At 71.2% G+C, this 22,059-nt stretch carries 21 protein-coding genes; 9 read left to right on the top strand and 12 right to left on the bottom strand.

Annotation, left to right across the window (positions count from 1 at the left end):
- Positions 1 to 28: 28 nt before the first annotated feature.
- From ACLQ3K_RS02760 to ACLQ3K_RS02750, 3 genes are all read right to left on the bottom strand, one after another.
- Positions 29 to 181: a hypothetical protein gene (locus ACLQ3K_RS02760; protein WP_224646465.1), complete on the bottom strand. Its 153-nt coding sequence runs from the start codon at positions 179 to 181 to the stop codon at positions 29 to 31.
- Between the two features lie 93 nt (positions 182 to 274).
- Entirely contained in the window at positions 275 to 3,331 is a 3,057-nt protein-coding gene (locus ACLQ3K_RS02755) for an alpha-mannosidase (RefSeq protein WP_425996804.1), read from the bottom strand.
- Positions 3,332 to 3,348: 17 nt separating this feature from the next.
- Positions 3,349 to 5,352, bottom strand: a complete 2,004-nt coding sequence (locus ACLQ3K_RS02750; protein ID WP_425996802.1) for a glycoside hydrolase family 15 protein — start codon at positions 5,350 to 5,352, stop codon at positions 3,349 to 3,351.
- A gap of 49 nt (positions 5,353 to 5,401) precedes the next feature.
- Here ACLQ3K_RS02750 and ACLQ3K_RS02745 point away from each other — a divergent pair, with 49 nt between their 5' ends.
- From ACLQ3K_RS02745 to ACLQ3K_RS02715, 7 genes are all read left to right on the top strand, one after another.
- A complete protein-coding gene (locus ACLQ3K_RS02745) occupies positions 5,402 to 5,638 on the top strand; it encodes a hypothetical protein (protein WP_224646468.1) in 237 nt (78 codons plus the stop codon).
- 155 nt (positions 5,639 to 5,793) lie between these two features.
- Complete coding sequence (locus ACLQ3K_RS02740; protein WP_425996800.1) at positions 5,794 to 6,888, top strand: sulfate ABC transporter substrate-binding protein; 1,095 nt, start codon at positions 5,794 to 5,796, stop codon at positions 6,886 to 6,888.
- Positions 6,888 to 7,679, top strand: coding sequence for a sulfate ABC transporter permease subunit CysT (gene cysT, locus ACLQ3K_RS02735; protein ID WP_336671511.1), 792 nt, complete (start codon positions 6,888 to 6,890; stop codon positions 7,677 to 7,679). The genes ACLQ3K_RS02740 and cysT overlap by 1 nt, the downstream gene beginning before the upstream one ends.
- Positions 7,676 to 8,494, top strand: a complete 819-nt coding sequence (gene cysW / locus ACLQ3K_RS02730; protein WP_425996798.1) for a sulfate ABC transporter permease subunit CysW — start codon at positions 7,676 to 7,678, stop codon at positions 8,492 to 8,494. Before cysT ends, cysW begins: the two co-directional genes overlap by 4 nt.
- A complete protein-coding gene (locus ACLQ3K_RS02725) occupies positions 8,484 to 9,482 on the top strand; it encodes a sulfate/molybdate ABC transporter ATP-binding protein (RefSeq protein ID WP_224646471.1) in 999 nt (332 codons plus the stop codon). Before cysW ends, ACLQ3K_RS02725 begins: the two co-directional genes overlap by 11 nt.
- Positions 9,483 to 9,518: 36 nt before the next feature.
- Positions 9,519 to 10,394 carry a DUF1707 SHOCT-like domain-containing protein gene (locus tag ACLQ3K_RS02720; protein ID WP_425996796.1) on the top strand — a complete coding sequence of 292 codons (876 nt, stop codon included), beginning with the start codon at positions 9,519 to 9,521 and terminating at the stop codon, positions 10,392 to 10,394.
- A gap of 39 nt (positions 10,395 to 10,433) precedes the next feature.
- Positions 10,434 to 11,678, top strand: coding sequence for a GNAT family N-acetyltransferase (locus tag ACLQ3K_RS02715; protein ID WP_425996795.1), 1,245 nt, complete (start codon positions 10,434 to 10,436; stop codon positions 11,676 to 11,678).
- A gap of 11 nt (positions 11,679 to 11,689) precedes the next feature.
- Here ACLQ3K_RS02715 and ACLQ3K_RS02710 read toward each other — a convergent pair whose 3' ends face one another.
- From ACLQ3K_RS02710 to ACLQ3K_RS02685, 6 genes are all read right to left on the bottom strand, one after another.
- Entirely contained in the window at positions 11,690 to 12,163 is a 474-nt protein-coding gene (locus ACLQ3K_RS02710; protein ID WP_425996793.1) for a MarR family winged helix-turn-helix transcriptional regulator, read from the bottom strand.
- On the bottom strand, positions 12,144 to 12,776 hold the full coding sequence (locus tag ACLQ3K_RS02705) for a DJ-1/PfpI family protein (RefSeq protein WP_425996791.1): 633 nt from the start codon (positions 12,774 to 12,776) through the stop codon (positions 12,144 to 12,146). Before ACLQ3K_RS02705 ends, ACLQ3K_RS02710 begins: the two co-directional genes overlap by 20 nt.
- 125 nt (positions 12,777 to 12,901) lie before the next feature.
- Complete coding sequence (locus tag ACLQ3K_RS02700; protein ID WP_336671566.1) at positions 12,902 to 14,179, bottom strand: sulfate adenylyltransferase subunit 1; 1,278 nt, start codon at positions 14,177 to 14,179, stop codon at positions 12,902 to 12,904.
- A gap of 11 nt (positions 14,180 to 14,190) precedes the next feature.
- Entirely contained in the window at positions 14,191 to 15,132 is a 942-nt protein-coding gene (cysD, locus tag ACLQ3K_RS02695) for a sulfate adenylyltransferase subunit CysD (RefSeq protein ID WP_224646480.1), read from the bottom strand.
- Positions 15,129 to 15,851, bottom strand: coding sequence for a phosphoadenylyl-sulfate reductase (locus tag ACLQ3K_RS02690; protein WP_425996789.1), 723 nt, complete (start codon positions 15,849 to 15,851; stop codon positions 15,129 to 15,131). The genes cysD and ACLQ3K_RS02690 overlap by 4 nt, the downstream gene beginning before the upstream one ends.
- Complete coding sequence (locus tag ACLQ3K_RS02685) at positions 15,848 to 17,572, bottom strand: nitrite/sulfite reductase (protein WP_425996787.1); 1,725 nt, start codon at positions 17,570 to 17,572, stop codon at positions 15,848 to 15,850. The genes ACLQ3K_RS02690 and ACLQ3K_RS02685 overlap by 4 nt, the downstream gene beginning before the upstream one ends.
- 258 nt (positions 17,573 to 17,830) lie before the next feature.
- Here ACLQ3K_RS02685 and hemW point away from each other — a divergent pair, with 258 nt between their 5' ends.
- Positions 17,831 to 19,003: a radical SAM family heme chaperone HemW gene (hemW, locus tag ACLQ3K_RS02680; RefSeq protein ID WP_425996785.1), complete on the top strand. Its 1,173-nt coding sequence runs from the start codon at positions 17,831 to 17,833 to the stop codon at positions 19,001 to 19,003.
- A 15-nt stretch (positions 19,004 to 19,018) separates the two neighbouring features.
- Here the strand turns inward: hemW and ACLQ3K_RS02675 are convergent, their stop codons facing one another.
- The 3 genes from ACLQ3K_RS02675 to ACLQ3K_RS02665 form a co-directional block, all read right to left on the bottom strand.
- Positions 19,019 to 19,765 carry an SIMPL domain-containing protein gene (locus ACLQ3K_RS02675; protein WP_224646484.1) on the bottom strand — a complete coding sequence of 249 codons (747 nt, stop codon included), beginning with the start codon at positions 19,763 to 19,765 and terminating at the stop codon, positions 19,019 to 19,021.
- Positions 19,766 to 19,832: 67 nt separating this feature from the next.
- Positions 19,833 to 20,468 carry an SIMPL domain-containing protein gene (locus ACLQ3K_RS02670; RefSeq protein WP_425996782.1) on the bottom strand — a complete coding sequence of 212 codons (636 nt, stop codon included), beginning with the start codon at positions 20,466 to 20,468 and terminating at the stop codon, positions 19,833 to 19,835.
- Between the two features lie 11 nt (positions 20,469 to 20,479).
- Positions 20,480 to 20,833, bottom strand: a complete 354-nt coding sequence (locus tag ACLQ3K_RS02665) for a type II toxin-antitoxin system VapB family antitoxin (RefSeq protein ID WP_224646486.1) — start codon at positions 20,831 to 20,833, stop codon at positions 20,480 to 20,482.
- Between the two features lie 60 nt (positions 20,834 to 20,893).
- On the opposite strand from ACLQ3K_RS02665, the gene hrcA reads away from it, so the two are divergent.
- Positions 20,894 to 21,928: a heat-inducible transcriptional repressor HrcA gene (gene hrcA, locus ACLQ3K_RS02660; protein WP_224646487.1), complete on the top strand. Its 1,035-nt coding sequence runs from the start codon at positions 20,894 to 20,896 to the stop codon at positions 21,926 to 21,928.
- Positions 21,929 to 22,059: the final 131 nt, after the last annotated feature.

The following is a 22,059-nucleotide window of genomic DNA, read 5'->3' as shown; positions in this document are numbered from 1 at the left end:
TGCTCGCGCGCCACGTGTTTCCGCGGCGTCAGGAGACGATCACACCGCGCGGGTCGGTGTGGCTGTCCCGGTCGGCGACGGCGCGACGGACGTCTCGCGCGCGGAAGTCCAGGCCGTCGTGGTCGCTCGTCAGCCAGACGAGGAAGACGATGAAAGTGATCAATGCCAGCACGCTGAGCATCTCGACCTCCTAGGTTCGAAGAGTCTCAATTGATAGTGACGATCCATCAAACTATCACCGGGACTCCGGTCGAACGAGGTGACGCTCAGCACGTCAGCGGCGGAAACGCAGCGTGACCAGCTGAAAGGGACGCAGAGTGAGGCGGACGTCACCGGCTGGCTCGGGAGCGTCGACAGGGCGTTCCAGCAGGTCGGTGCGGACGGCAGACTCGTGGGGGAAGTCGGCGCGTACGGTCGCGGACGCGCGAGTGCCGCGGGACTCGTAGAGGCGCACGACCACGTCGCCGCTGTCGTCCTCCGCGAGCTTGACCGCCTCGACGATCACGCCCGGGTGGTCGATCGCGACCAACGCGGGGACCGCCGCCGCGCCGGGGACGCTGCGCGGCGCGAGGTTCCGGCGGTAGCCCTCCTCGACGGCGTCGCCGATCGTCGCGCCCGGCCGCACCGAGACCGCGAGGCGGTGCCGGCCCTGGTCGGTCTCGGGATCGGGGTAGCGGGGCGCGCGGAGCAGCGAGAGCCGCACGACGGTGCCGGATGCGGCCGCGGTTGCGGTGCCGGAGGCGGCCTGGGTTGCGGTGCCGGGCGTCGCGCCGTCGGAATCGATGGGACGCCGCGTGATGTCGTGACCGTAGGTGGAGTCGTTCGCGACGGCGACGCCGTAATCGGGCTCGCCCACGTGCACCCAGCGGTGCGCGCAGATCTCGAACTTCGCGGCGTCCCACGACGTGTTGGCGTGCGTGGGCCGGAAGACGTGGCCGAACTGGGTCTCCGCGGCGCTGCGCTCGGCGTGGACGTCGAACGGGAAGGCCAGTTTGAGCAGCTTCTGCCGCTCGTGCCAGTCGATGTCGTTCTCGATGTCGAGGGCCGGGGAATCTGCTCGCAGGGAGATCCGCTGCGTGATCGTCGAGTCCCCGAAGGCGCGGCGCACCACGACGGCGTCGCGCTCGGCCGTCACCGCCTCCGCGTCGACGAGGTCCGTCACGTCGCGGCGGTAGAACGAGTCGATGTCCCACGCCTCCCAGTGGTTCGGGATGTCGCGGTGCAGCTGGAGCAGGTTACCGGGCGCCGCCATCGCCTCCCGGCCGGTCGCGGCGTCGACCAACGAGACGAGCAGGCCGCGGGCGTCGATCAGGGCGGAGACCACGCCGTTGTCCAGCCGGAAGCCCGATCCCTCGGGTGCCGGTGGGACGGACTCGGGCGCGTCGGCCACCGCCGCGCCCAAGGCGGGTACCCCGTCGCGGGCGTGCGGTGCGGCGTTGAACACCAGTCGGCGCTCGCCGGCATCCGCGACCCGCTGCGTCCGGGAGTCGCTGCCCGCCAGCGCCTCCAGTGCCGCCGCGATGATCCGTTCGAGCCGCCGCGCCACCGCGGCGTAGTTCCGTTCCGCGTCCTGGTGCACCCAGGCGATGGAGCTGCCGGGCAGGATGTCGTGGAACTGCTGGAGCAGCACCAGGTGCCAGATCTCCTCGAACTCCTCCAGCGGGTACGCGAATCCGGTGCGCACGGCGGCGGTCGCCGCCCACAGCTCGGCCTCGCGCAGGAGGTGTTCGCTGCGCCGATTGCCCTGCTTCGTGTTGGCCTGCGAGGTGTAGGTGCCGCGGTGGAACTCGAGGTACAGCTCGCCCACCCAGCGCGGCGGGTGCGGCAGCTCCGCGGCGGCGGCGTCGAAGAACTCCGCGGGCGAGGAGATCTCGACCGCGGGGGATCCCTCCAGCGACGCCGTGCGGGCGGCCGCGGCGAGCATCTCCCGGGTGGGGCCGCCGCCACCGTCGCCCCAGCCGAACGGGACGAGCGAGCGGGTGCCCGTGCCCTGCTCGCGGTAGTTCTTCTGCGCCCGAGCGAGATCCGCGCCGGACAGGTCCGAGTTGTACTTGTCGACGGGCGGGAAGTGTGTGAACAGCGCGGTGCCGTCGATGCCCTCCCACAGGAACGTCGAGTGCGGCATCCGGTTCGTCTGGTTCCACGAGAGCTTCTGCGTGAGGAAGTACTGCGAGCCCGCGGCGGCGACGATCTGCGGCATCGCCGCGGAGTAGCCGAAGGAGTCGGGCAGCCACGCCTCGGGAGTGTCGATCCCGAACTCGTGCAGGAAGAACCGCTTGCCCGCGACGAACTGCCGGGCCATCGCCTCGCCGCCGGGCATGTTGGTGTCGGCCTCGACCCACATGCCGCCCACCGGGATGAACTGCCCGGCCGCCACCTTGTCCTTGATCCGACCGAAGAGCTCGGGGTAGCGATCGCGCACCCACGCGAACTGCTGCGCGGAGGAGCAGGCGAAGCGGAACGAGGGATCGCGGTCCATGAGGTCCACGACGTTCGCGAAGGTTCGCGCGCACTTGCGGGCCGTCTCGCGGACCGGCCACAGCCACGCGGAATCGATGTGCGCGTGGCCGACCGCCGTGATCCGGTGCGCCGACCCGTAAGCCGGCGAGGCGAGCGCGGGCGCCAGCGCCGCCCTGCCCGCCGCCGCGGTGCCGGCGACGTCGTGCGGGTCCACCACGTCCAGCATCCGTTCCAGGGCGCGCAGCACCTCGTGCCGCCGGGGCAGGTCGAAGGGCAGCTCGTGCATGAGCCCGTTCAGCGTCCAGACGTCCTGCTGCAATTCCCACACCGTCAGGTCCCGCAGCGCGAGGTCGATCGTGCCGAGCCGGTACAGCGGACCGTCGCCGGCGGTCTCCCGGTCGCCCAGGTGGGTGGGGGAGACGAAGTCGCCGCCCAGGTCGGGGTTGGCGGCCGCCTCGATGTACAGGTCCACGGGCTCGCCGGGCTCCAGCGGGACGTAGGCGTTGAAGGGCGAGATCCCCTTCACGACGGTGCCGTCCGCGCGGTATACGAGGCCCTCGGCGTTGAAGCCGGGGCCGCCGGTGAAGCCGAGCTCGACGCGGAGCTCGAGCGCGCCGTCGACGTCCGACCACTCCGACGGCGGCGCTCCGGTCACGTGCAGCCACAGCGTGGACCAGGGGGCGCCCCACGGGGTGCCGGGCGTGATCGCCGTGTACTCCTGGGCCACCGCCTCCGCGAAGGGCATCGGCTCGCCCGGCGCCGGCCACGCGGTCACCGTGACCGGGGCCGAGTGCGAATACACAGCCCCGTTCAGGAACTCCCGCGTGAACCTGTCGAGCCGCTCTTCGGTCAGCCGCCGGTCGTCGTGCATGACTGCACGTTACGGCCTCAAGGCGTGTGATGTGCGGGGAGGAACGCGGAGGCGTCGTGCCCCGACTCCTCGGCCCGGATCACGTGCACCACCGCGTTGATCAGCGCCAGGTGAGTGAAGGCCTGGGGGAAGTTCCCGAAGTGCTTGCCCGACTTCGGGTCGATCTCCTCCGCGTACAGCTTCAGCGGCGACGAGTACGCGAGAAGCCGTTCGCACAGCGCCCGGGCGCGGGTGACCTCGCCGATCTCCACCAGCGCCGAGACCAGCCAGAACGAGCAGATCGTGAACGTGCCCTCCTCGCCGTGCAGGCCGTCGTCGGTCTCCTCGACGCGGTAGCGCAGCACGAGCCCGTCCTCGGTGAGCTCGTCGGCGATGGCGAGCACCGTCGCCTTCACCCGCGGGTCGTCGGACGGGAGGAACCGCAGCAGCGGCACCAGCAGCAGGGAGGCGTCGAGCGCGGGGGCGCCGTAGCGCTGGGTGAACACGCCGCGCGAATCCACGCCGTGCTCGAGGATGTCGGCCTTGATGACCTCGGCCTTCTCCGCCCACTCGCGGGCGTAGTCGTCCTCGCCGTGCATCGCCGCGAGCTTGGCCCCGCGGTCCAGCGCGACCCAGCACATGACCTTGGAACTGGTGAAGTGCTGCGGCTCGCCGCGCACCTCCCAGATGCCGCGGTCGGGCTCGCGCCAGTGCTTGAGCGCCTCCTCGACCTGCTCCTTGAGCACCGGCCACAGCGTCTCGGGGATCCGCTCGGAGGACTTGGTGTTCAGGTACACCGAGTCCAGCATCGTGCCCCAGATGTCGTGCTGGCGTTGGTCGAACGCCCCGTTGCCGATCCGGACGGGCCGCGCACCGTCGTACCCCGAGAGGTGCCCGAGCTCCTCCTCGAGGAGAGTGCGCTCCCCGCCGACCCCGTACATGACCTGCAGCGGGTGACGCTCGCCGTTGTTGGCACCGGAGACATCGGCGATGAAGGAGAAGAAGTCCTCGGCCTCGCGGTCGAGGCCCAGCGTGTACAGGCCCCAGAGCGCGAACGTGGAGTCGCGCACCCAGGCGTAGCGGTAGTCCCAGTTGCGGACGCCGCCCGGCGTCTCCGGGAGCGAGGTGGTCGACGCAGCCAGCAGCGCGCCCGTGGGGGAGTACGTCAGGCCCTTCAGGGTGAGCGCCGAACGCTGCAGGTAGGTGCGCCACGGGTGGTCGGGGAACTGGCCGCGGTTGATCCACTGCCGCCAGGACTCCGCGGTCGCCCACATCTTCTGCGTCGCCTCGGGGTAGGTCTGCGGCACGGGATGCTTGCTCCAGGACAGGGCGACGAAGACCTCATCGCCCTCCTTGAGGCGGGTGTGCGCCCGGGCCTCCCGGCCCTCCAGCCCCAGCCGCATGTTCGTCGTGAGCTTGAGCTCCGGGTTCTTCCCGAAGTCCGTGCGGGCCCGCGCGACGGCCTCGCCGTAGCCGTCCGCCGAGTAGGTCCACTCGGCGCCGGCCCGGTGGTAGTCGAAGGCCGGCTCGCAGTTGAGCTGCAGCTCGACGGTGCCGGACACGCACCGGGCCGTGCGGAGCAGGATGTGCTCGGCGTCCCAGTCCGTCGGGGTCCGACGGTGCGTCCGGGACCGGGTGCTCGTGTCGTGCCAGGGACCCATCACGAGGGCGTCGCGCACGATCAGCCAGCCGGTGGAGGTCTGCCACGTGGTCTCCAACATGAGGCTGCCGGGCAGGTAGCGCCGGTCGACGGGGACCTTCACGCCGTACGGCCCGAGCCGGAAGGAGCCGGCGCCGCGGTCGAGGATCGCGCCGAAGACGCTGGGGGAGTCGGGGCGGGGGATGCACATCCATTCGACGCTGCCGTCGCGCGCGATCAGGCAGGTGTTCTCGCAGTCCGAGAGGAAGGCGTAGTCGTGGATGGGCGGGAAGACCGCATCGCCGATCGACGGGGCGTCGGTCACGAGCGCATCGAGACCGAGCACATCGGGGCCGGGTGCGTCGGTGGTGGGGCCGTCGTTCTTCGCTGCCATGCACACCATGATGAGGCACGGTGGCGGGTTCGCGCACGGCGGTCGCTAGGCTGGTCGGGTGCATGCGATCGCGCAGTGGTGGGACTCGGTGGAGCTGTGGCTCACCGGACTGCCCTACGTACTGCAGGTCAGCCTCGTGATGGTTGTACTCGCAGTGATCGCAATGCTGGTGGTGCGCGTCCTCAGCGCCCTCATCGATCGCGTCGCCGACGCGCTCGACGCCCGCCTCGAGCGGTCAGGTCGCGCGGACATCGCAGGTCAGCGTGCCGGAGAAGGGAATGACGAGAGTGTCTGAGACAGGCGGCGGATGGCGGGCGCTCGTGCCCAAGTCGAAGGTGACCCTCGCGTTGATCGCGCTGCTGGTGCTCCTCGTCGTCGCGTGGGCCCTGCTGCGCTGACGGCTCTCCGTAGGATTCTCGCCTGACCTTGTCCCGAGGAGAACGGCGAGACGTGATCCGACCCAGCCTCCGCGGCCGTGCTGTGAGCATCGTCGCGATCGCCCTGACCGTGGTGCTCACGGCGTGCGGCGGCGGCTCCACCGACGACCCGCACGGCGTCGACATCTCCAGTGGCGACAAGCGGGTGAACCTCGTCGCCTTCGCGGCGCCCAAGCCCGCCTTCGACGTGGCCATCCCGCTGTTCCGCGAGACCAACCCCGACGTGGGCTTCTCGCAGTCCTACGGCGCCTCCGGCGATCAGTCCCGCAAGGTCGCGCGACACGTGCCCGCCGACGTGGTGAACATGTCCGTCGCGCCGGACGTGACCCGCATCGTCAAGGCCGGGCTCATCGACAAGGACTGGGAGAAGGCCTACCCGCGGCGCTCCGTGCCCTTCACGTCCCTCGTCGCCGTCGTGGTCCGGCCCGGCAACCCGAAGGGCATCCACGACTGGGCCGACCTGCTCAAGCCCGGCGTCGAGGTGGTCACCCCGAACCCGGCGAGCTCGGGCTCGGCCAAGTGGAACCTGCTCGCGCCCTACGCCGCGCTCACCAACGGCGGTCAGGAGCCGGCGAAGGGGCTGGCCTTCGTCAAGGAGCTCATCCGCGATCACACGACCGTGAGTCCCGGCTCCGGCCGCGACGCCACCTCCGCCTTCGAGTCCGGGCAGGGCGACGTGCTGCTCAGCTACGAGAGCGAGGCCGTGCTCCTGCAGCGGCAGAGTGAGAAGGACGGCAAGCCCAAGCCCGAGTACTTCATCCCGCCGCAGTCCTTCCGCATCGACCTGCCCGTCGCCGTCGTGAACACCGCGCAGTCCCTCGACGCGGCGAACCGCTTCGTCGGCTTCCTGTTCTCGCCTGAGGCGCAGCGCGCCATCCCGCGGTCGGGCTTCCGGGCCGGCGACCCCGCGATCGCCGCCGAGACCGCGCACCTGTTCCCCGCGCAGCCGCAGCGACTCTGGACGATCGACGAGCTCGGCGCGGTGCTGGGTAAGGGGACGGCCGCGAAGAACAACGGCAAGGACCTCACCGGCTGGGCCGCCGTCGACGCGGCGCTGTTCGGCGACAAGGGCGCCATCGCCGCGGCCTACAAGAACGGCGGCAAGTGATGCGGAGCCTGATCAACCCGCTGCGCATCGGCGTGGCCTGGCTGTGGATCTCGCTGATCGTGCTGCTGCCGATCGCGGCCATCACGACCAAGGCCTTCGACCACGGCTGGTCCGGGTTCTGGGAGGCGCTGACCGCGAAGAACGCGGTGTCCACCCTGGTCATCACCGTGTGGGTCTCGCTGCTGGTCACGCTGATCAACGTGGTGATGGGCACCGTCATCGCCTGGGTGCTCGTGCGCGACGACTTCCCCGGCAAGGGCGTCGTCAACGCCCTCATCGACCTGCCCTTCGCCCTGCCGACGATCGTTGCGTCGATCGTGCTGCTCTCGCTGTACGGGCCGGACAGCCCCGTCGGGCTGACGCTGAACGCGACCCAGCCGGCGATCGTCATCGCGCTGGCCTTCGTGACGCTGCCCTTCGTGGTGCGGCAGGTGCAGCCCGTGCTCATCGAGCTCGACCGCGAGGTCGAGGAGGCCGCGGCCTCCCTCGGCGCGCCCAACCGGGTGATCGCGGCGAAGATCGTCATCCCCACGCTGCTGCCCGCGATCCTCTCCGGCGCCGGCCTCGCCTTCACCCGCGCGATCGGCGAGTTCGGCTCGGTCGTGCTGGTCGGCGGCAACATCCCCGGCCAGACGCAGGTGGCCTCGCAGTACATCCAGCAGCAGCTCGAGGTCGACAACCAGGTGGCTGCGTCCGCCGTCTCGGTCGCGCTGCTCGCCATCGCCTTCGTGCTGCTGGCGGTGATGCGGTTCGTCGGGTCGAGGACCGCGAAGAGGGAGGAGCAGGAGTGAATCTCTCCAGGAAGACGGTGCTGAGCCTCCGGTCGGTCGCGCTGCTGCACCTGCTGGTGCTGCTGGTGCTGCCCATCGGCGTGATCCTGTACCGCTCGTTCGAGCGCGGCTTCGGCGAGTTCTGGGCCTGGATCACGACCCCGGCGGCGATCTCGGCGCTGCAGCTCTCGCTGCTCATCGTCGCGATCGTGGTGCCGCTCAACGTGATCTTCGGCGTGCTCGTCGCGCTGGCCCTGGCCCGTGGGAAGTTCCGCGGCAAGGCCGCGCTGCAGGCCGCGGTCGACCTGCCCTTCGCGGTCTCGCCGGTGGTGGTGGGCGTCGCGCTCATCATGTTGTGGGGCGTGGGCGGCTGGTTCGGCGGCATTGAATCCCTCGGCTTCCGGATCATCTTCGGGCTGCCCGGCATGGTGCTGGCGACGACCTTCGTGACGCTGCCCTTCGTGGTGCGCGAGGTGGAGCCGGTGCTGCACGAGATCGGGCAGGACCAGGAGCAGGCCGCCGCGACCCTGGGCGCGAGCGCCTGGCAGACCTTCTGGCGGATCACGCTGCCGGCGATCCGCTGGGGCCTGACCTACGGCGTGGTGCTCACGATCGCCCGAGCGCTGGGCGAGTACGGCGCCGTGCTCATGGTCTCGTCGAACTTCCCCGGCATCTCGCAGACGCTCACCCTGCTGGTGAGCTCGCGCAACCACGACGACTACAACACCTTCGGGGCGTACGCCGCCGCGACGCTGCTCATGCTGCTGGCGCTCGTCGCGCTGGTGGCGATGTCCCTGCTCGAAGCGACCCGCAGGAGGAACCGCGATGACGATTAACGTGGTGGGAGCCAACAAGCGCTACGGCGACTTCGCGGCCCTCGATGACGTCTCCCTGGAGATCCCGGACGGCTCGCTGACCGCGCTGCTCGGGCCCTCCGGATCCGGCAAGTCGACGCTGCTGCGCTCGATCGCCGGCCTCGACCGGCTCGACTCGGGCCTCGTCGAGATCAACGGCGTCGACGTCACGCACGCGACCCCGCAGCAGCGCGACATCGGCTTCGTCTTCCAGCACTACGCCGCGTTCAAGCACATGACGGTGCGGGAGAACGTCGCGTTCGGGCTCAAGATCCGCAAGCGCCCGGCGGCCGAGGTCAAGGCCAAGGTCGACGACCTGCTCGAGGTCGTCGGGCTCAGCGGCTTCCAGACCCGCTACCCCGCGCAGCTGTCGGGCGGCCAGCGCCAGCGCATGGCGCTCGCCCGCGCGCTGGCGGTGGACCCGCAGGTGCTGCTGCTCGACGAGCCCTTCGGCGCGCTGGACGCGAAGGTGCGCGACGAGCTGCGGTCCTGGCTGCGCCGGCTGCACGACGAGGTGCACGTGACCACCGTGATCGTGACCCACGACCAACAGGAGGCGCTCGACATCGCCGACCGGATCGCGGTCCTCAACAAGGGTCGCATCGAGCAGGTCGGCACCCCGTCGGACGTCTACGACCGGCCCGAGACCGAGTTCGTCATGTCCTTCCTCGGCTCCGTCGCGAAGCTCAACGGCGTGCTCGTACGCCCGCACGACATCCGCGTCGGCCGCACGCCCGAGTTGGCCCGCGCCGGCGGGCTGACCGCGGAGGAGGCGGGCGTGCTGCGCGCCGAGGTCGAGCGCGTGGTCTACCTCGGCTTCGAGGTGCGCGTCGAGCTGAAGAACGCCGCGACGGGGGAGCGCTTCCAGGCGCAGATCACCCGCGGCGACGCCACCGCGCTGGACCTCGCGGAGGGCGACGTCGTGTACGTACGCGCCACCCACGTGCCGGAGATCGCTGCGCCGAAGTAGCGATCGGCGCCTCGCCGTCGATGTACGGTCGTGAACATGGCGGCGCGGGATGAGCAACCGCGGGACCTGCGGGGAGCTGCGGACCTGCGGGCGCGGGACGTCGACCGGGTGTGGGTCATGGCCCGCGTCGACGAGGCCTTCACCGACGGGCAGCTGACGGTGGACGAACACCTCGACCGCCTCGCCGCTGCTCGCGCCGCGACGACCATTCGGGAGCTCGACCTCGTGCTGCGCGACCTCCAGGTTCCAGTGGCCCCGAGCGCGCACCGTCGGGGGGAACGGCGCGCGCGGGTGGCGGTCGTCGTGGTCGCGATCGCGGTCGTGGTCACGATTCTCGCGGTGGCGATCGCGTGGTTCTCGGCCGAGTCCGTCCCCGACCGGCCCGCGGCCGCCGACGACGGCCCCGGTGCCGCGGCGCAGGTGGCGGACCGCCTTGTGGGCGGGCCGATGTTCTCCGCCGCCGGCCTCGATGAGGTGGTGCGCGCGACCAGGGAGAAGTTCGGCACCACGGTGATCGAGGGCGTGCACTTCTACCGGGACAAGGCGGTGGTCAGGGTCCCGGAGGCGGTGTCGCCCACCGGTGCGGCGTGGTACACGTACTCCCTCGGAGGGGCGTTCCACGACCGCGAGGTCTACGGCGGCCAGGCGGTGTCGTCGGACGCGGCGCTCCGCGTCGACGTCGCGCGGCTCGACACGAGGCGCCTCGCGGAGCTGATCGCGTCCTCGCCCGAACGGCTCGGGCTCACGGGCGCCGCGAATCTGTCGCCGAACGTGCCCTTCCGCGTGACGGTCGGCGGCGACGACGGCGGCCAGGTCTGGATCGGCGTCAATGACATCGGTATCGACTCGCACCTCGTCGCGGGCCTGGATGGAGCGATCCTCGGCGTCCATCGCTGCGGGTGGGGCTGCTGAGCCGGAAACCCGGTTGTGTGCGTCGGTAATGTTGGCGGTATGACCGATTCGAGCGGTATCGACTTCCAGCGCGTCACCACCCGTGAGCAACTCCTCGGCTTCCAGGAGTGCGCGACCATCGGCTTCCAGAGCAAGATGCCCGACGCCGAGCAGTGGCTCGAAGCGGTATCCGCGCAGCTGGATTCGCTCGACCACCGCGTCGCGGTCGACGGCGGGCGCACCGTCGGGACCTTCCTCTCCTTCGACCAGGAGCTGACCGCCGTCGGCGGCGCGCGGGTGCCCGTGCGCGCGATCTCGGCGGTGACGGTGCTGCCCACGCACCGTCGCCGCGGCATCCTCGGCACGCACATGCGCGAGTGCCTCTCCGCAGCCCTCGCCGGCGGCGCGCCCGCGGCCACCCTGATCGCCGCCGAGCAGGCGATATACGGCCGCTACGGCTTCGGGCAGAGCACCGAGACCGTCGACGTCCGGGTCGCCGTGGACCGCGGCCGCCTGCCTGAGCCGCCCGTCGGCGAGGTGCGGTACGCCCGGAGCGAGGACTACCTCGCCGCGTCGATCCGCGTCCGCGAGGTGCTCGACTACCCCGGGCAGGTCTCGAAGCTCGACATCAACCTGCGCCGCACGGCCGGGGTGCTGCCGGGCGGCGGGCCCGACGAGACCCTGCGCGTGGTGCTGCGTCGCGGCGGCGACGTCGCGGGCGTGCTGGCCTACACGGTCTCGCCCAAGTGGACCGACAGCCGGCCCGACTCCACGCTCAAGGTCACCGAGCTGCTCGCCGTCGACGCGGCCGCCGAGCGCGACCTCTGGTCCTTCGCGATGAGCATCGACTGGGTGCTGTGGGTCGAGGCCTCGCAGCGGCCCCTGGACGACCTCGTGAGCACCGTCCCCGCCGACCCGCGCACCGTGCAGCTGTCGAACCGCACCGACTTCCTGTGGATCCGGCCCTTCGACGTACCCGCCCTGTTCTCGGCGCGCACCTACGCCGCGCCGGGCCGGCTCGTGCTCGACGTCACCGATCCGGGGTTCGACGGTGCCGGCCCCGGCCCCGCGCACGGGCGTTTCCTGATCTCCACCGACGGGGGAGCGGGCACCTGCTCGCCCACCGACGAGCCCGCGGACCTGGCCCTCGACATCGCCGACCTCGGCCGGCTGTGGCTCTCCGACGAGCCGATGTCGCGGCGCGTCGCGACCGGCGCGATCCGCGAGCTGTCCGACGGGGCCGCCGCCCGCGCCGACCTGATGCTGCTCAGCCCGCGCCGGGCCTGGGCCGTCGAGATGTTCTGACGCCGGCGGCGTCAGTCGGACGGGGCGGTCGCCGCGCGGTGGTCGCGGGACGCGGCGACGACGCGGGCGATGAGCGTGCGCAGCGTCTCCAGGTCCTGCGCGCCGACCGCCGCGCCCACGTGATCGGCCCACACGTGCTGTTCGGCGGCCATCGCCGACACGGCGCTGCGCCCGGCGTCCGTGGGGGCGAGCAGCTTCGCCCGACGGTGGTGCGGGTTGTCCGCCCACTCCGCCGAGCCGCGGTCCACTACGTCGTTCGCCACCCGCTGCACGCTCTGCCGGGTGAGTCCGAGGCCGATCCGTCGCGCGATCTCGGACACGGGCCGCGCCTCGTCGAGCGTCGCCCCCAGGACCTGCCACTGCGCGGGGGTGAGGGCGTGGGGGCCGGTGATCGCCGCCGCGGCGGCGAGGAACTCCCCGTTCAGCTCGAACGCGGGGAGGACCAGCGCGGTGAGGGCGTCGCCCTCAGGCGTTCTGCCAGGCACTCGTCGCCTCCATCAGCCGGTGGAAATGGCGGGTCTCGCCGGTGCGGAACAGCTGCTCCCAGGCGTCCGCCACGTCGTCGGGGTACAGGCCGGTGACCCGCATGACCTCGGCGGTGAACGGCACCGCGTGAATGCCGCTCGCCGTGGTGATCCCGCGGTCGGTGACCACGGGCGCGTCCGCGTAGAGCGCGCCGCCCGTGTAGCCGGTGAGCTGGAGGTAGCCGGGGTCGTTGGAGGTGTGGCGGCGGTCGTCGAGCAGGCCGGCGCGGGCGAGGAGGAAGGTGGCGCCGCAGATGGCGGCCACCGGAACGTCGCGCGCGAGGAGGCCCGTCACGGTCTCGAGCACTCGCTCGTGCCCCTCGTCGTAGTGCTCCCCGCCCGGAAGGACGAGCGCGGCGAGCGCACCGTCGGCGACGAGATCGGCGACGTCGCGTGTGGGGCGCACCGGCATCCCGCCGAGCGAGGTCACCTCGTCGAGTCCGTCGCCGACCAGCGTGAGGGTGAAGCGACCCGGCCGGGCCTGCTCGGCCTGCGCGATCTGGGTGGTGAGGTAGGCGTACTCCCAGTCGGCCATGGTGTCGGTGGCGTACAGGGCGATGGTGCGAGGGGACATCGGATGCTCCTAATGACAGTGTGCTGTCAGTATGACAGCACACTGTCAATAGGTCCAGGGGTGACGCAGAAACGACGCCGGCCGCGCCCCGAGAACGGGGCGCGGCCGGCGGACCGTCGAATTGCTCAGACCAGGTGGGCCAGGGCGTCCCCGACCAGGCCCGCGGCGAGCGTGTTGCCGCCCGCGGGGTCGATGAGCAGGAACGAGCCCATCTCCCGGTTCTTGTCGTAGTCGTCCGCGACGATCGGCTCCGCGGTCTGGACGGTGATGCGGCCGATCTGGTTCAGCTCCAGCGTGCTGCCCTCGCCGACAGTGAGGTTCTGCTCGTCGAAGACCGCGTCCAGCCCGCCGATGATGGCCTGCGTGGTCTTGGTGCCGTGCTTGAGCAGCAGCCGCGCACCGATGCGCAGCGGCTTCTCGGCCAGCCAGCACACCGTCGCTTCGAACTGCTGTCGCGCCTCGGGGGCATCCGCGGCGGAGACGATCACGTCGCCGCGGCTGACGTCCACGTCGTCGGCGAGGATCACCGTCACGGAGCGGCCGGTGTGCGCGGAGGCGAGCTCGCCGTCCGGGGTATCGATCCGCTCGACCCGGCTGCGGGTGCCGGCGGGCAGGACGAGCACCTCGTCGCCCACGTCGACGGTGCCGGCCGCCACCTGCCCGGCATACCCGCGGTAGTCCGGGTACTCGGGCGTGCGGGGCCGGATCACGTACTGCACGGGGAAGCGGAAGCCGATCGGCTTCGTGTCCGGGTCCGTGGGGATCGACTCGAGGTGCTCGATGAGCGACGGGCCGTCGTAGTACGGCGTCTGGTCCGACCGCGAGGCGACGTTGTCGCCGTGCAACGCCGAGACCGGGATGGCGTGGACGGACTCCTCGGCCCAGCCCAGCGAGCCGGTGAGCGCGCGGAATTCGGCGGAGATCTCCTGGAAGACCGACGCGGGGTCGTCCACCAGGTCGATCTTGTTGACCGCGAGCACGAGCCGCGGAACGCCCAGCAGCGACAGCACCGCAGCGTGCCGGCGGGTCTGCTCGATGACGCCCTTGCGCGCGTCGGTCAGCAGGATCACGACCTGTGCGGTCGACGCGCCGGACACCGTGTTGCGGGTGTACTGCACGTGGCCGGGGGTGTCGGCGAGGATGAAGGACCGGTTGGGCGTGGCGAAGTAGCGGTAGGCCACGTCGATCGTGATGCCCTGCTCGCGCTCGGCGCGCAGGCCGTCCACCAGGAGCGACAGGTCCGGGGTGTCGAGGCCCTTGTCGACCGACGCGCGGGTCACGGCGTCGATCTGGTCGGCGAGCACGGACTTCGTGTCGTAGAGCAGCCGCCCGACGAGGGTGGACTTGCCGTCGTCGACGGAGCCGGCGGTGGCCAGGCGCAGGAGCGCGGGAGCGGTGTTCACGGGTGCGCTCATCAGAAGTACCCCTCCTTCTTGCGGTCCTCCATGGCGGCCTCGGAGACGCGGTCGTCGCCACGGGTGGCGCCGCGCTCCGTGAGGCGCGACGCGGCGACCTCGGCCATGATCTGCTCGTTGTTCGACGCGGTCGACTCGATCGCGCCGGTGGTGGAGCCGTCGCCCACGGTGCGGTACCGCACCGACAGGGTCTGCACGTCCTCGCCCTCGCGGGGGCCGCCCCACACGCCGGAGGTCATCAGCATCCCGTCGCGCGAATAGACCTCGCGCTCGTGCGCGTAGTAGATCGACGCCAGCTCGATGTCCTCGCGGGCGATGTAGCGCCAGATGTCGAGCTCGGTGAAGTTGCTGATCGGGAACACCCGCACGTGCTCGCCGGGCGCGTGCCGGCCGTTGTACAGGTTCCACAGCTCCGGACGCTGCCGCTTCGGGTCCCACTGGCCGAAGGCGTTGCGCAGCGAGAAGATCCGCTCCTTGGCGCGGGCCCGCTCCTCGTCGCGCCGGCCGCCGCCGAAGACGGCGTCGAACCGGTTCTCCGAGATGGCATCGAGCAGCGGCACCGTCTGCAGCGGGTTGCGGATGCCGTCGGCGCGCTCCTCGAGCCGGCCGTCGGCGAGGTAGTCCTCGACCTTCGCCACGTGCAGGCGCAGGTTGTACTTCTCGACCATCCGGTCGCGGAAGTCCAGCACCTCCGGCAGGTTGTGGCCGGTGTCCACGTGCAGCAGCGCGAAGGGCAGCGGCGCCGGCCAGAAGGCCTTGACCGCGAGGTGCAGCAGCACCGTCGAGTCCTTGCCGCCCGAGAACAGGATGACGGGTCGCTCGAACTCGCCCGCGACCTCGCGGAAGATGTGGATGGCCTCGGACTCCAGTGCGTCGAGCGTGCTGAATTCCGTGGGGTCGCCAGTGGACACGATCGGCTCCGTGGGCTCTGTGATGGTCATGAGGCGTGCAGTCCGCATTCTGTCTTGGTCGAACCGGCCCAGCGGCCGCTTCGAGGATCGGAACCCGGGGCGGGCTTGTTCGTGCAGGGCTGGCAGCCGATCGACGGGTAGCCCTCGTCGACCAGCGGGTTCACCAGGATGCCGTTCTCCTCGATGAACTGCTGCATCTGCTCGTCGGACCAGTCGACGATGGGGTTCACCTTCAGCAGGCCGAAGCCCTCGTCGAAGGAGATGAACGGGGCGTTCGCGCGGGTGGGCGACTCCACCCGGCGGATGCCGGTGACCCAGGCGCGGAATCCCTTGAGCGATTCGCGCAGCGGCACGACCTTGCGCAGGTTGCAGCACTGTGCCGGGTCGGTCGCGAACAGGTCCTTGCCGACGGTGGCGTCCTGCTCGCCGACGCTCTGCGCGGGCGTCACGTTGAGCAGCTCCACCTCGTAGATCGCCTCGACCGCGTCGCGCATGCCGATCGTCTCGGGGAAGTGGTAGCCGGTGTCGAGGAACAGCACCTTCGGCCGGTCCTGCACCTGCTTGGCGAGGTGCACCAGCACCCCGTCCTGCATGTTCGACGCGACGATGAAGTCCTCGCCGAAGGTGTCCAGCGTCCACCGCAGCAGGGTGAGCGCATCCGCGCCCTCCAGCTCCTTCGACGCGCGTTCCGCGAGGGCGCGGAGCTCGTCCGCGTCGCGTCCGGTCAGGGGGTTCGACGGTGCGGTCATCGCAGGTCCTCCTCCGCGGCGCGGAGCGTCCACTGCGCGAAGCGCTCGTCGGCCTCGCGCTGCGACACGAAGTTCCGCACCACTCGCTCGATGTAGTCCCCGAGGTCCGTCGACAGCACCTTGTGCTGGCGCAGCTTGCGGCCGAACCCGCTGTCGAGCCCGAGGCTTCCACCAAGGTGAACCTGGAAGCCCTCGACTTGATTCCCCTCGTGGTCGTCCACGAGCTGGCCCTTGAAGCCGATGTCGGCGATCTGGGAGCGGCCGCAGGAGTTGGGGCAGCCGTTGATGTTCACCGTGATCGGCACGTCCAGCTGGGCGTTGATGTCGGCGAGCCGCTGCTCCAGGTCGGGCACCAGCACCTGCGAGCGCTTGCGGGTCTCCACGAAGGAGAGCTTGCAGAACTCGATGCCGCTGCAGGCGATGAGGTTGCGCCGCCAGATCGACGGACGGCCCTGCAGGCCCAGCGGAGCCAGCTCGTCGATCAGGGAGTCGACCTGATCATCGGGCACGTCGAGCACGATGAGCTTCTGGTACGGCGTGAACGAGGCGCGGTCCGAGCCCACCCGCTCCATGGCGTCGGCGACGCCGCTCAGGACCGTGCCCGAGACGCGGCCTGCGATGGGGGAGAAGCCGACGGCGTTGAGGCCGTTGCGCAGCTTCTGCACGCCGATGTGGTCGATCGGGCGCTCCGGCTGCTCCGGCGCGGGACCGTCGATCAGCTTGCGGCCGAGGTACTCGTCCTCGAGGATCTGGCGGAACTTCTCGATGCCCCAGTCCTTGACGAGGAACTTCAGCCGGGCCTTGCTGCGGAGGCGGCGGTAGCCGTAGTCGCGGAAGATCGAGACCACGCCCTCCCACACGTCGGGCACCTCGTCGAGCGGGATCCACGCGCCCACGCGCTGCGCGAGCATCGGGTTCGTCGAGAGGCCGCCGCCGACCCAGAGGTCGAGGCCGGGGCCGTGTTCGGGGTGCTCGACGCCGACGAAGGCCACGTCGTTGATCTCGTGGACCACGTCCTGCTGGCCCGAGATGGCGGTCTTGAACTTGCGCGGCAGGTTCGAGTACTTCGGGTCGCCGATGTAGCGGCGCACGATCTCGTCGATCGCGGGCGACGGGTCCAGGATCTCGCCGAAGGACTCGCCGGCCAGCGGGGAGCCGAGCACCACGCGGGGGCAGTCGCCGCAGGCCTCGGTGGTCTTGAGGCCGACGGCCTCGAGGCGCTTCCAGATCTCCGGGACGTTCTCGATCTCGATCCAGTGGAACTGGACGTTCTCGCGGTCCGAGAGGTCGGCGGTGTCGCGGCCGAATTCGGTGGAGAGCTCGCCGAGCGTGCGCATCTGCGCCGCGTCGAGCTTCCCGCCGTCGCAGCGCACCCGCATCATGAAGTACGGCGCCTCCAGCAGGTCGATGTTCTCGTCGCCGGTGAACGTGCCGTCGTAGCCCTGCTCGCGCTGCGTGTACAGGCCCCACCAGCGCATGCGGCCGCGGAGGTCGGCCTTGTCGATCGAGTCGAAGCCCTGCTTCGAGTAGATGTTCTCGATCCGGGCGCGCACGTTGAGCGGGTTGTCGTCGCGCTTGGTCTGCTCATTGGGGTTCAGCGGCGTGCGGTACCCGAGCTTCCACTGGCCCTCCGACTTGCGCTTGACGGGGCGCGTGCGCGCCGGCCGCGTGGGGGCGGCGTCAGCGGCGGAGGGGACAGGGGCGTCGGCGATCGACGTCATGGAGACTCCTGGGATTCATGGGATGGTGCGCCGGGCTGGTGGCGCTTCCGGGAATCGACGCGGGCAGAGGCGTCGCGAATCAGGCCCGACAGCCGCTGCTGCAGACCCGCAGGTAATCGATGTGCCGGCGCGACGCCAGCAGCTCACCCTGTCCATCCATCGAGATCATTGTGCCACCGGCTGGGCGGAAAAGAGGAATCGGGTTCCGCTCACCGGTGCACGAAATCCCGTGGTCGGCGCACCTGCCAGACTGGACCCGTGCCCGCGCCCTCGACCCCTGAGCTCAGCCGGCTCGACGGTGCCGCGACACCGTTCGGGCTGTACCTGCACGTTCCGTTCTGCGCGACGCGCTGCGGTTACTGCGACTTCAACACGTACACCGCCGGCGAACTGGGCGCGTCGACCTCGCCGCAGGCCTGGGCGGAGGCGATCGACGGGGAGCTGGCGCTGGCGCGCCGCGCGCTCGGCGACGCCGAAGTGTCGACGGTCTTCGTGGGCGGCGGCACCCCGTCGCTCCTGGGCGGCGTCGGCCTCGCGGCCCTGCTCGACACGGCCCGCCGGCACTTCACCTTCGCCGAGGACGCGGAGGTGACCACCGAGTCGAACCCCGAGTCCACCTCGCCGGAGTTCTTCGCGCGGCTGCGGGAGGCGGGCTTCACCCGGGTCTCGCTCGGCATGCAGTCGGCGGCCGCGCACGTGCTGCGCGTGCTGGACCGCACGCACACGCCCGGGCGGGCCGTGGCCGCGGCGAAGGAGGCCCGCGCCGCGGGCTTCGACCACGTGAACCTCGACCTCATCTACGGCACTCCGGGGGAGTCCGACGACGACCTGCGGGCCTCGCTCGACGCGGTGCTCGACGCGGGCGTCGACCACGTCTCCGCGTACGCGCTCATCGTCGAGGACGGCACGGCGCTGGCCCGGCGGATCCGGCGCGGCGAGCTGCCCGACACCGACGGCGACGTGCTCGCCCACCGCTACGAGATGCTCGACGACGCCCTGCAGGACGCGGGTTTCGATTGGTACGAAGTGTCGAACTGGGCCCGTTCGGACGCCGGGCGGTGCCGGCACAACGAGCTGTACTGGGAGGGCGCGGACTGGTGGGGCGCCGGGCCCGGCGCGCACGGGCACGTCGCCGGGACGCGGGTGTGGAACGTCAAGCACCCCGCCCGCTACGCCGAGGCCGTCGCGGGCGGCGCGCTGCCGATCGCCGGCCACGAGGTTCTCACCGACGACGACCGGCACCTCGAGGACGTGATGCTGCGCGTGCGCATGCGGTCCGGGATCCCCCTCGCCGTGCTGCGGCCCGACGAGGCCGCCCGGGCCGACGCGGAGGTCGTCGTCGGGAACCTCCGCCGCGAGGCCGACGCGTACGTGTTGACCGACGCCGGCCGCCTGCTGGCCGACGGGGTCGTGCGCCGGATCCTCGACTGAGCGGTGCGAGACCGGTCAGGACAGCGCGAAGACCACCGTCACCGTCACGGTGAGCGACTGCTCGCCGGACTCGATCGGCACGGGTGCGGCGGCGACGCCCGGAGCGGAGTCGGGGGCCGAGAACTGCCGGGTCGTGGTGGGCCGGGCGGACGCGCCCTCGGTGACCGTGCGGACCTCGCCGAGCTTGCCGCCCGAGAGCTTCGCGTACTGCTCGGCGCGGGACTTGGCCTCCGCGAAGGCCTTGTCGCGGGCCGTCGCCTTGAGGGCGGAGTCGTTCTCGATGTCGAAGCCGACCGAGCTGATCCGGGTCGCGTCGCCGCCTGCGGTCGCGAGGTCTCCGAGCAGCTTCGACGCGGTCTCCAGCTTGCGGACCTTCACCGTGAGCGACTGCGTCGCCTCGTAGGAGGTGATCTGCCGGTCGGTGCCGTAGCGGGGATTGACCCGCACGTTCGCGGTGGCGACGTCCTTCTTGTCGACGCCGTTGGCGCCGGCCGCGTCGATCACCTTCTGCGCGCTCGCCGAGGCGTCGTTGAGCGCGGTCGTCACGTCGCCCGCCTGGTGCTGGACCGCCAGCTCCACGGTGAGGACGTCCGGCTTGCCGGAGGCGTCGCCGGTGCCGACGGCCGTGATCTCACGCGGGGAGTCGTTGGAGGTGCTCGACGACCCGCACGCCGTCACTGACCCGACGGTGAGTGCGACCGCGACCGCGGCCGCCCCCGCGATGCGCGCGCGTCGTGCCACAGTGGATTTCGTCTTCGCCATGGTCCCCACGGTGCCAGGGCGCGACAGTGACCGCAGCGGATCGCCACTTACCGCAACGATCGGACGGTTAGACCAACTCCCATTCGACGGTGACCCGCGCGGTGACGTGGCGCTCGCCCGCCTCCATGGCGGGGCCGCCTGCGGGGGCCGCGGCGACGGACTTCGCCGCGAAGTGCACCTCGGCCCGCGGACCCGCCGGCGACGGGTCGTCGGAGATGGAGAGCACCGCGCCGAGGGCGTCGCCCGACAGCGCGGCGTACTGCTCGGCCTGCGCCCTCGCGTCCGCGAACGCGGCCTCGCGGGCCGCGGCGGCGGGGGCGGCACCGTCGGACAGGGCGAAGGTGACGGACTGGATCCGGGCCGCGTCGCCCGCGGCGGAGGCGGCGGCCTGCAGGACCGCGGCGGCGTCGCCGATGGTGCGGATGGTGACGGTGAGCGACTCGCTGGCGGCGTAGCCCTCCAGCCGGCGGTCCTCCCAGGGGCCCGTCTCGACGGCCTGCAGGCCCACGTTCGACGTGGCGACGTCGCCGTCGGCCACCCCGGCCCCGCGGACCGCGGAGACCACCGCGCGGGCGGCCTCGCCCGCACCGGAGAAGGCGCCGGCCACGTCGGCCGCGCGGAACTCCACGCCGATCCGGGCGATGACGACGTCGGGGGTCGCGGTGGCGATGCCGGACCCGGTCAGGCGGATGATGCGCGACATGGGGAGTCCTCTCAGTCCTGGCGGGCGTGCTTGCCGTGCCTCCCCGAGGATGCCGGACGCGGCGGAGTGCCGGGTGGGAGCGCGTGCACGCGGCAGTGCAACACCTCGCGGCCGCGCAGCGCGGACCGCACGGCGCGGTGCAACCCGTCCTCGAGGTAGAGGTCGCCGTTCCACTCGACCGCGTGCGGGAACAGGTCGCCGTAGAAGGTGGAGTCCTCGGAGAGCAGGCGGTCCAGCGCCAGCACCGTCGTGGTGGTGACGATCGCGCTCAGCCGCACCTGTTGCGGCGGGATCTGCGACCAGTCGCGGGCGGTGAGGCCGTGATCGGGGTACGGCTTCCCGTCGAGTACGCCCTTGAAGATCACGGCTCGACTCTAGCCCGCGTAAGCTGGACATTCGAAGTTCACACTCGAAAGGACGGCGCGATGTCGACGACGGAGGACCGGCGCTTCGAGGTACTCCGGGCGATCGTGGCCGACTACGTCGAGACGCAGGAGCCCGTCGGCTCGAAGGCCCTGGTGGACCGGCACCAGCTGGGCGTCTCCAGCGCGACGGTCCGCAACGACATGGCGGTCCTCGAGGCCGAGGGCTACATCACGCAGCAGCACACCAGCTCGGGGCGCATCCCCACCGAGAAGGGCTACCGGCAGTTCGTCGACCGGATCGCGCAGATCAAGCCGCTGTCCTCGGCCGAGCGCCGCGCCATCCTCCAGTTCCTGGAGACCGGCGTCGACCTCGACGACGTGCTGCAGCGGTCGGTGCGGCTGCTGGCCCAGCTCACCCGGCAGGTCGCGGTCATCCAGTACCCGGTGCTCAGCTCCGCGCGGGTGCGCCACCTCGAGGTCGTCGCGCTCGCGCCCACGCGCCTGCTGCTCGTGGTCATCCTCGACTCGGGCCGCGTCGAGCAGCGGCTCGTCGAGCTGGGCGGCCCCGCCTCCGACGAGGACCTCTCCCGGCTGCGCGAGCTGTTCGGCGCCGCCGTGCACGGCAAGCTGATCCCCGACGCCTCGATGGGCGTCGCCGACCTGGCGCCGCTCGCGCCGCGGGACCTGCGCGATGCCGTGATCCGGGTGTCGACGGTGCTCGTCGAGACCCTGGTCGAGCGCGCCGACGACCGGCTGGTGCTGGGCGGCACCGCGAACCTCACCCGGAACGCCTCGGACTTCGACGCCGTCTCCGGCTCCCTGCGCAGCGTGCTCGAGACGCTGGAGGAGCAGGTGGTGGTCCTCAAGCTGCTCACCGCGCGGCAGCAGCCGGGCATGGTCTCGGTGGCGATCGGCTCGGAGACGCAGGACGAGAACCTGCGGGGCGCGTCCGTCGTCTCCACCGGGTACGGCGCGCCCGGTGCGGTCTTCGGCGGGCTCGGCGTGCTGGGGCCCACCCGCATGGACTACCCGGGCACGATCGCCTCCGTCGCCGCGGTCGCGCGGTACGTCGGCGAGGTACTCGGGGAGCGCTGATGCCCGTCCGCGCATGATTCGCGGCGGGGTGACCTGCGCGAATGGTCCGATCGGGCGGTGTGGTGGAATCATGGGTTGAGCGCGGTCCGATCAGGTCCGCTGACTGTCGCCGATTTCGTTAGAGGGTTTCG

Origin of the sequence: Tsukamurella sp. DT100, from assembly GCF_049844855.1 — a bacterium.
Taxonomy (GTDB): Bacteria; Actinomycetota; Actinomycetes; order Mycobacteriales; family Mycobacteriaceae; genus Tsukamurella.
Note: the sequence above shows the minus strand (reverse complement) of the source record. Positions and strands in the feature narration are given on the sequence as shown.

What these genes read in the sequence shown, in the direction of transcription:
- ACLQ3K_RS02725 (WP_224646471.1), top strand. Translation starts at nt 8,484, where the DNA reads ATGACGATTAACGTGGTGGGAGCCAACAAGCGCTACGGCGACTTCGCG.
- ACLQ3K_RS02755 (WP_425996804.1), bottom strand. Translation starts at nt 3,331, where the DNA reads ATGCACGACGACCGGCGGCTGACCGAAGAGCGGCTCGACAGGTTCACG.
- cysT (WP_336671511.1), top strand. Translation starts at nt 6,888, where the DNA reads ATGCGGAGCCTGATCAACCCGCTGCGCATCGGCGTGGCCTGGCTGTGG.
- ACLQ3K_RS02670 (WP_425996782.1), bottom strand. Translation starts at nt 20,468, where the DNA reads ATGTCGCGCATCATCCGCCTGACCGGGTCCGGCATCGCCACCGCGACC.
- ACLQ3K_RS02705 (WP_425996791.1), bottom strand. Translation starts at nt 12,776, where the DNA reads ATGTCCCCTCGCACCATCGCCCTGTACGCCACCGACACCATGGCCGAC.
- ACLQ3K_RS02715 (WP_425996795.1), top strand. Translation starts at nt 10,434, where the DNA reads ATGACCGATTCGAGCGGTATCGACTTCCAGCGCGTCACCACCCGTGAG.
- cysD (WP_224646480.1), bottom strand. Translation starts at nt 15,132, where the DNA reads ATGACCATCACAGAGCCCACGGAGCCGATCGTGTCCACTGGCGACCCC.
- ACLQ3K_RS02760 (WP_224646465.1), bottom strand. Translation starts at nt 181, where the DNA reads ATGCTCAGCGTGCTGGCATTGATCACTTTCATCGTCTTCCTCGTCTGG.
- ACLQ3K_RS02750 (WP_425996802.1), bottom strand. Translation starts at nt 5,352, where the DNA reads ATGGTGTGCATGGCAGCGAAGAACGACGGCCCCACCACCGACGCACCC.
- ACLQ3K_RS02720 (WP_425996796.1), top strand. Translation starts at nt 9,519, where the DNA reads ATGGCGGCGCGGGATGAGCAACCGCGGGACCTGCGGGGAGCTGCGGAC.
- ACLQ3K_RS02685 (WP_425996787.1), bottom strand. Translation starts at nt 17,572, where the DNA reads ATGACGTCGATCGCCGACGCCCCTGTCCCCTCCGCCGCTGACGCCGCC.
- ACLQ3K_RS02690 (WP_425996789.1), bottom strand. Translation starts at nt 15,851, where the DNA reads ATGACCGCACCGTCGAACCCCCTGACCGGACGCGACGCGGACGAGCTC.
- hrcA (WP_224646487.1), top strand. Translation starts at nt 20,894, where the DNA reads ATGTCGACGACGGAGGACCGGCGCTTCGAGGTACTCCGGGCGATCGTG.
- ACLQ3K_RS02675 (WP_224646484.1), bottom strand. Translation starts at nt 19,765, where the DNA reads ATGGCGAAGACGAAATCCACTGTGGCACGACGCGCGCGCATCGCGGGG.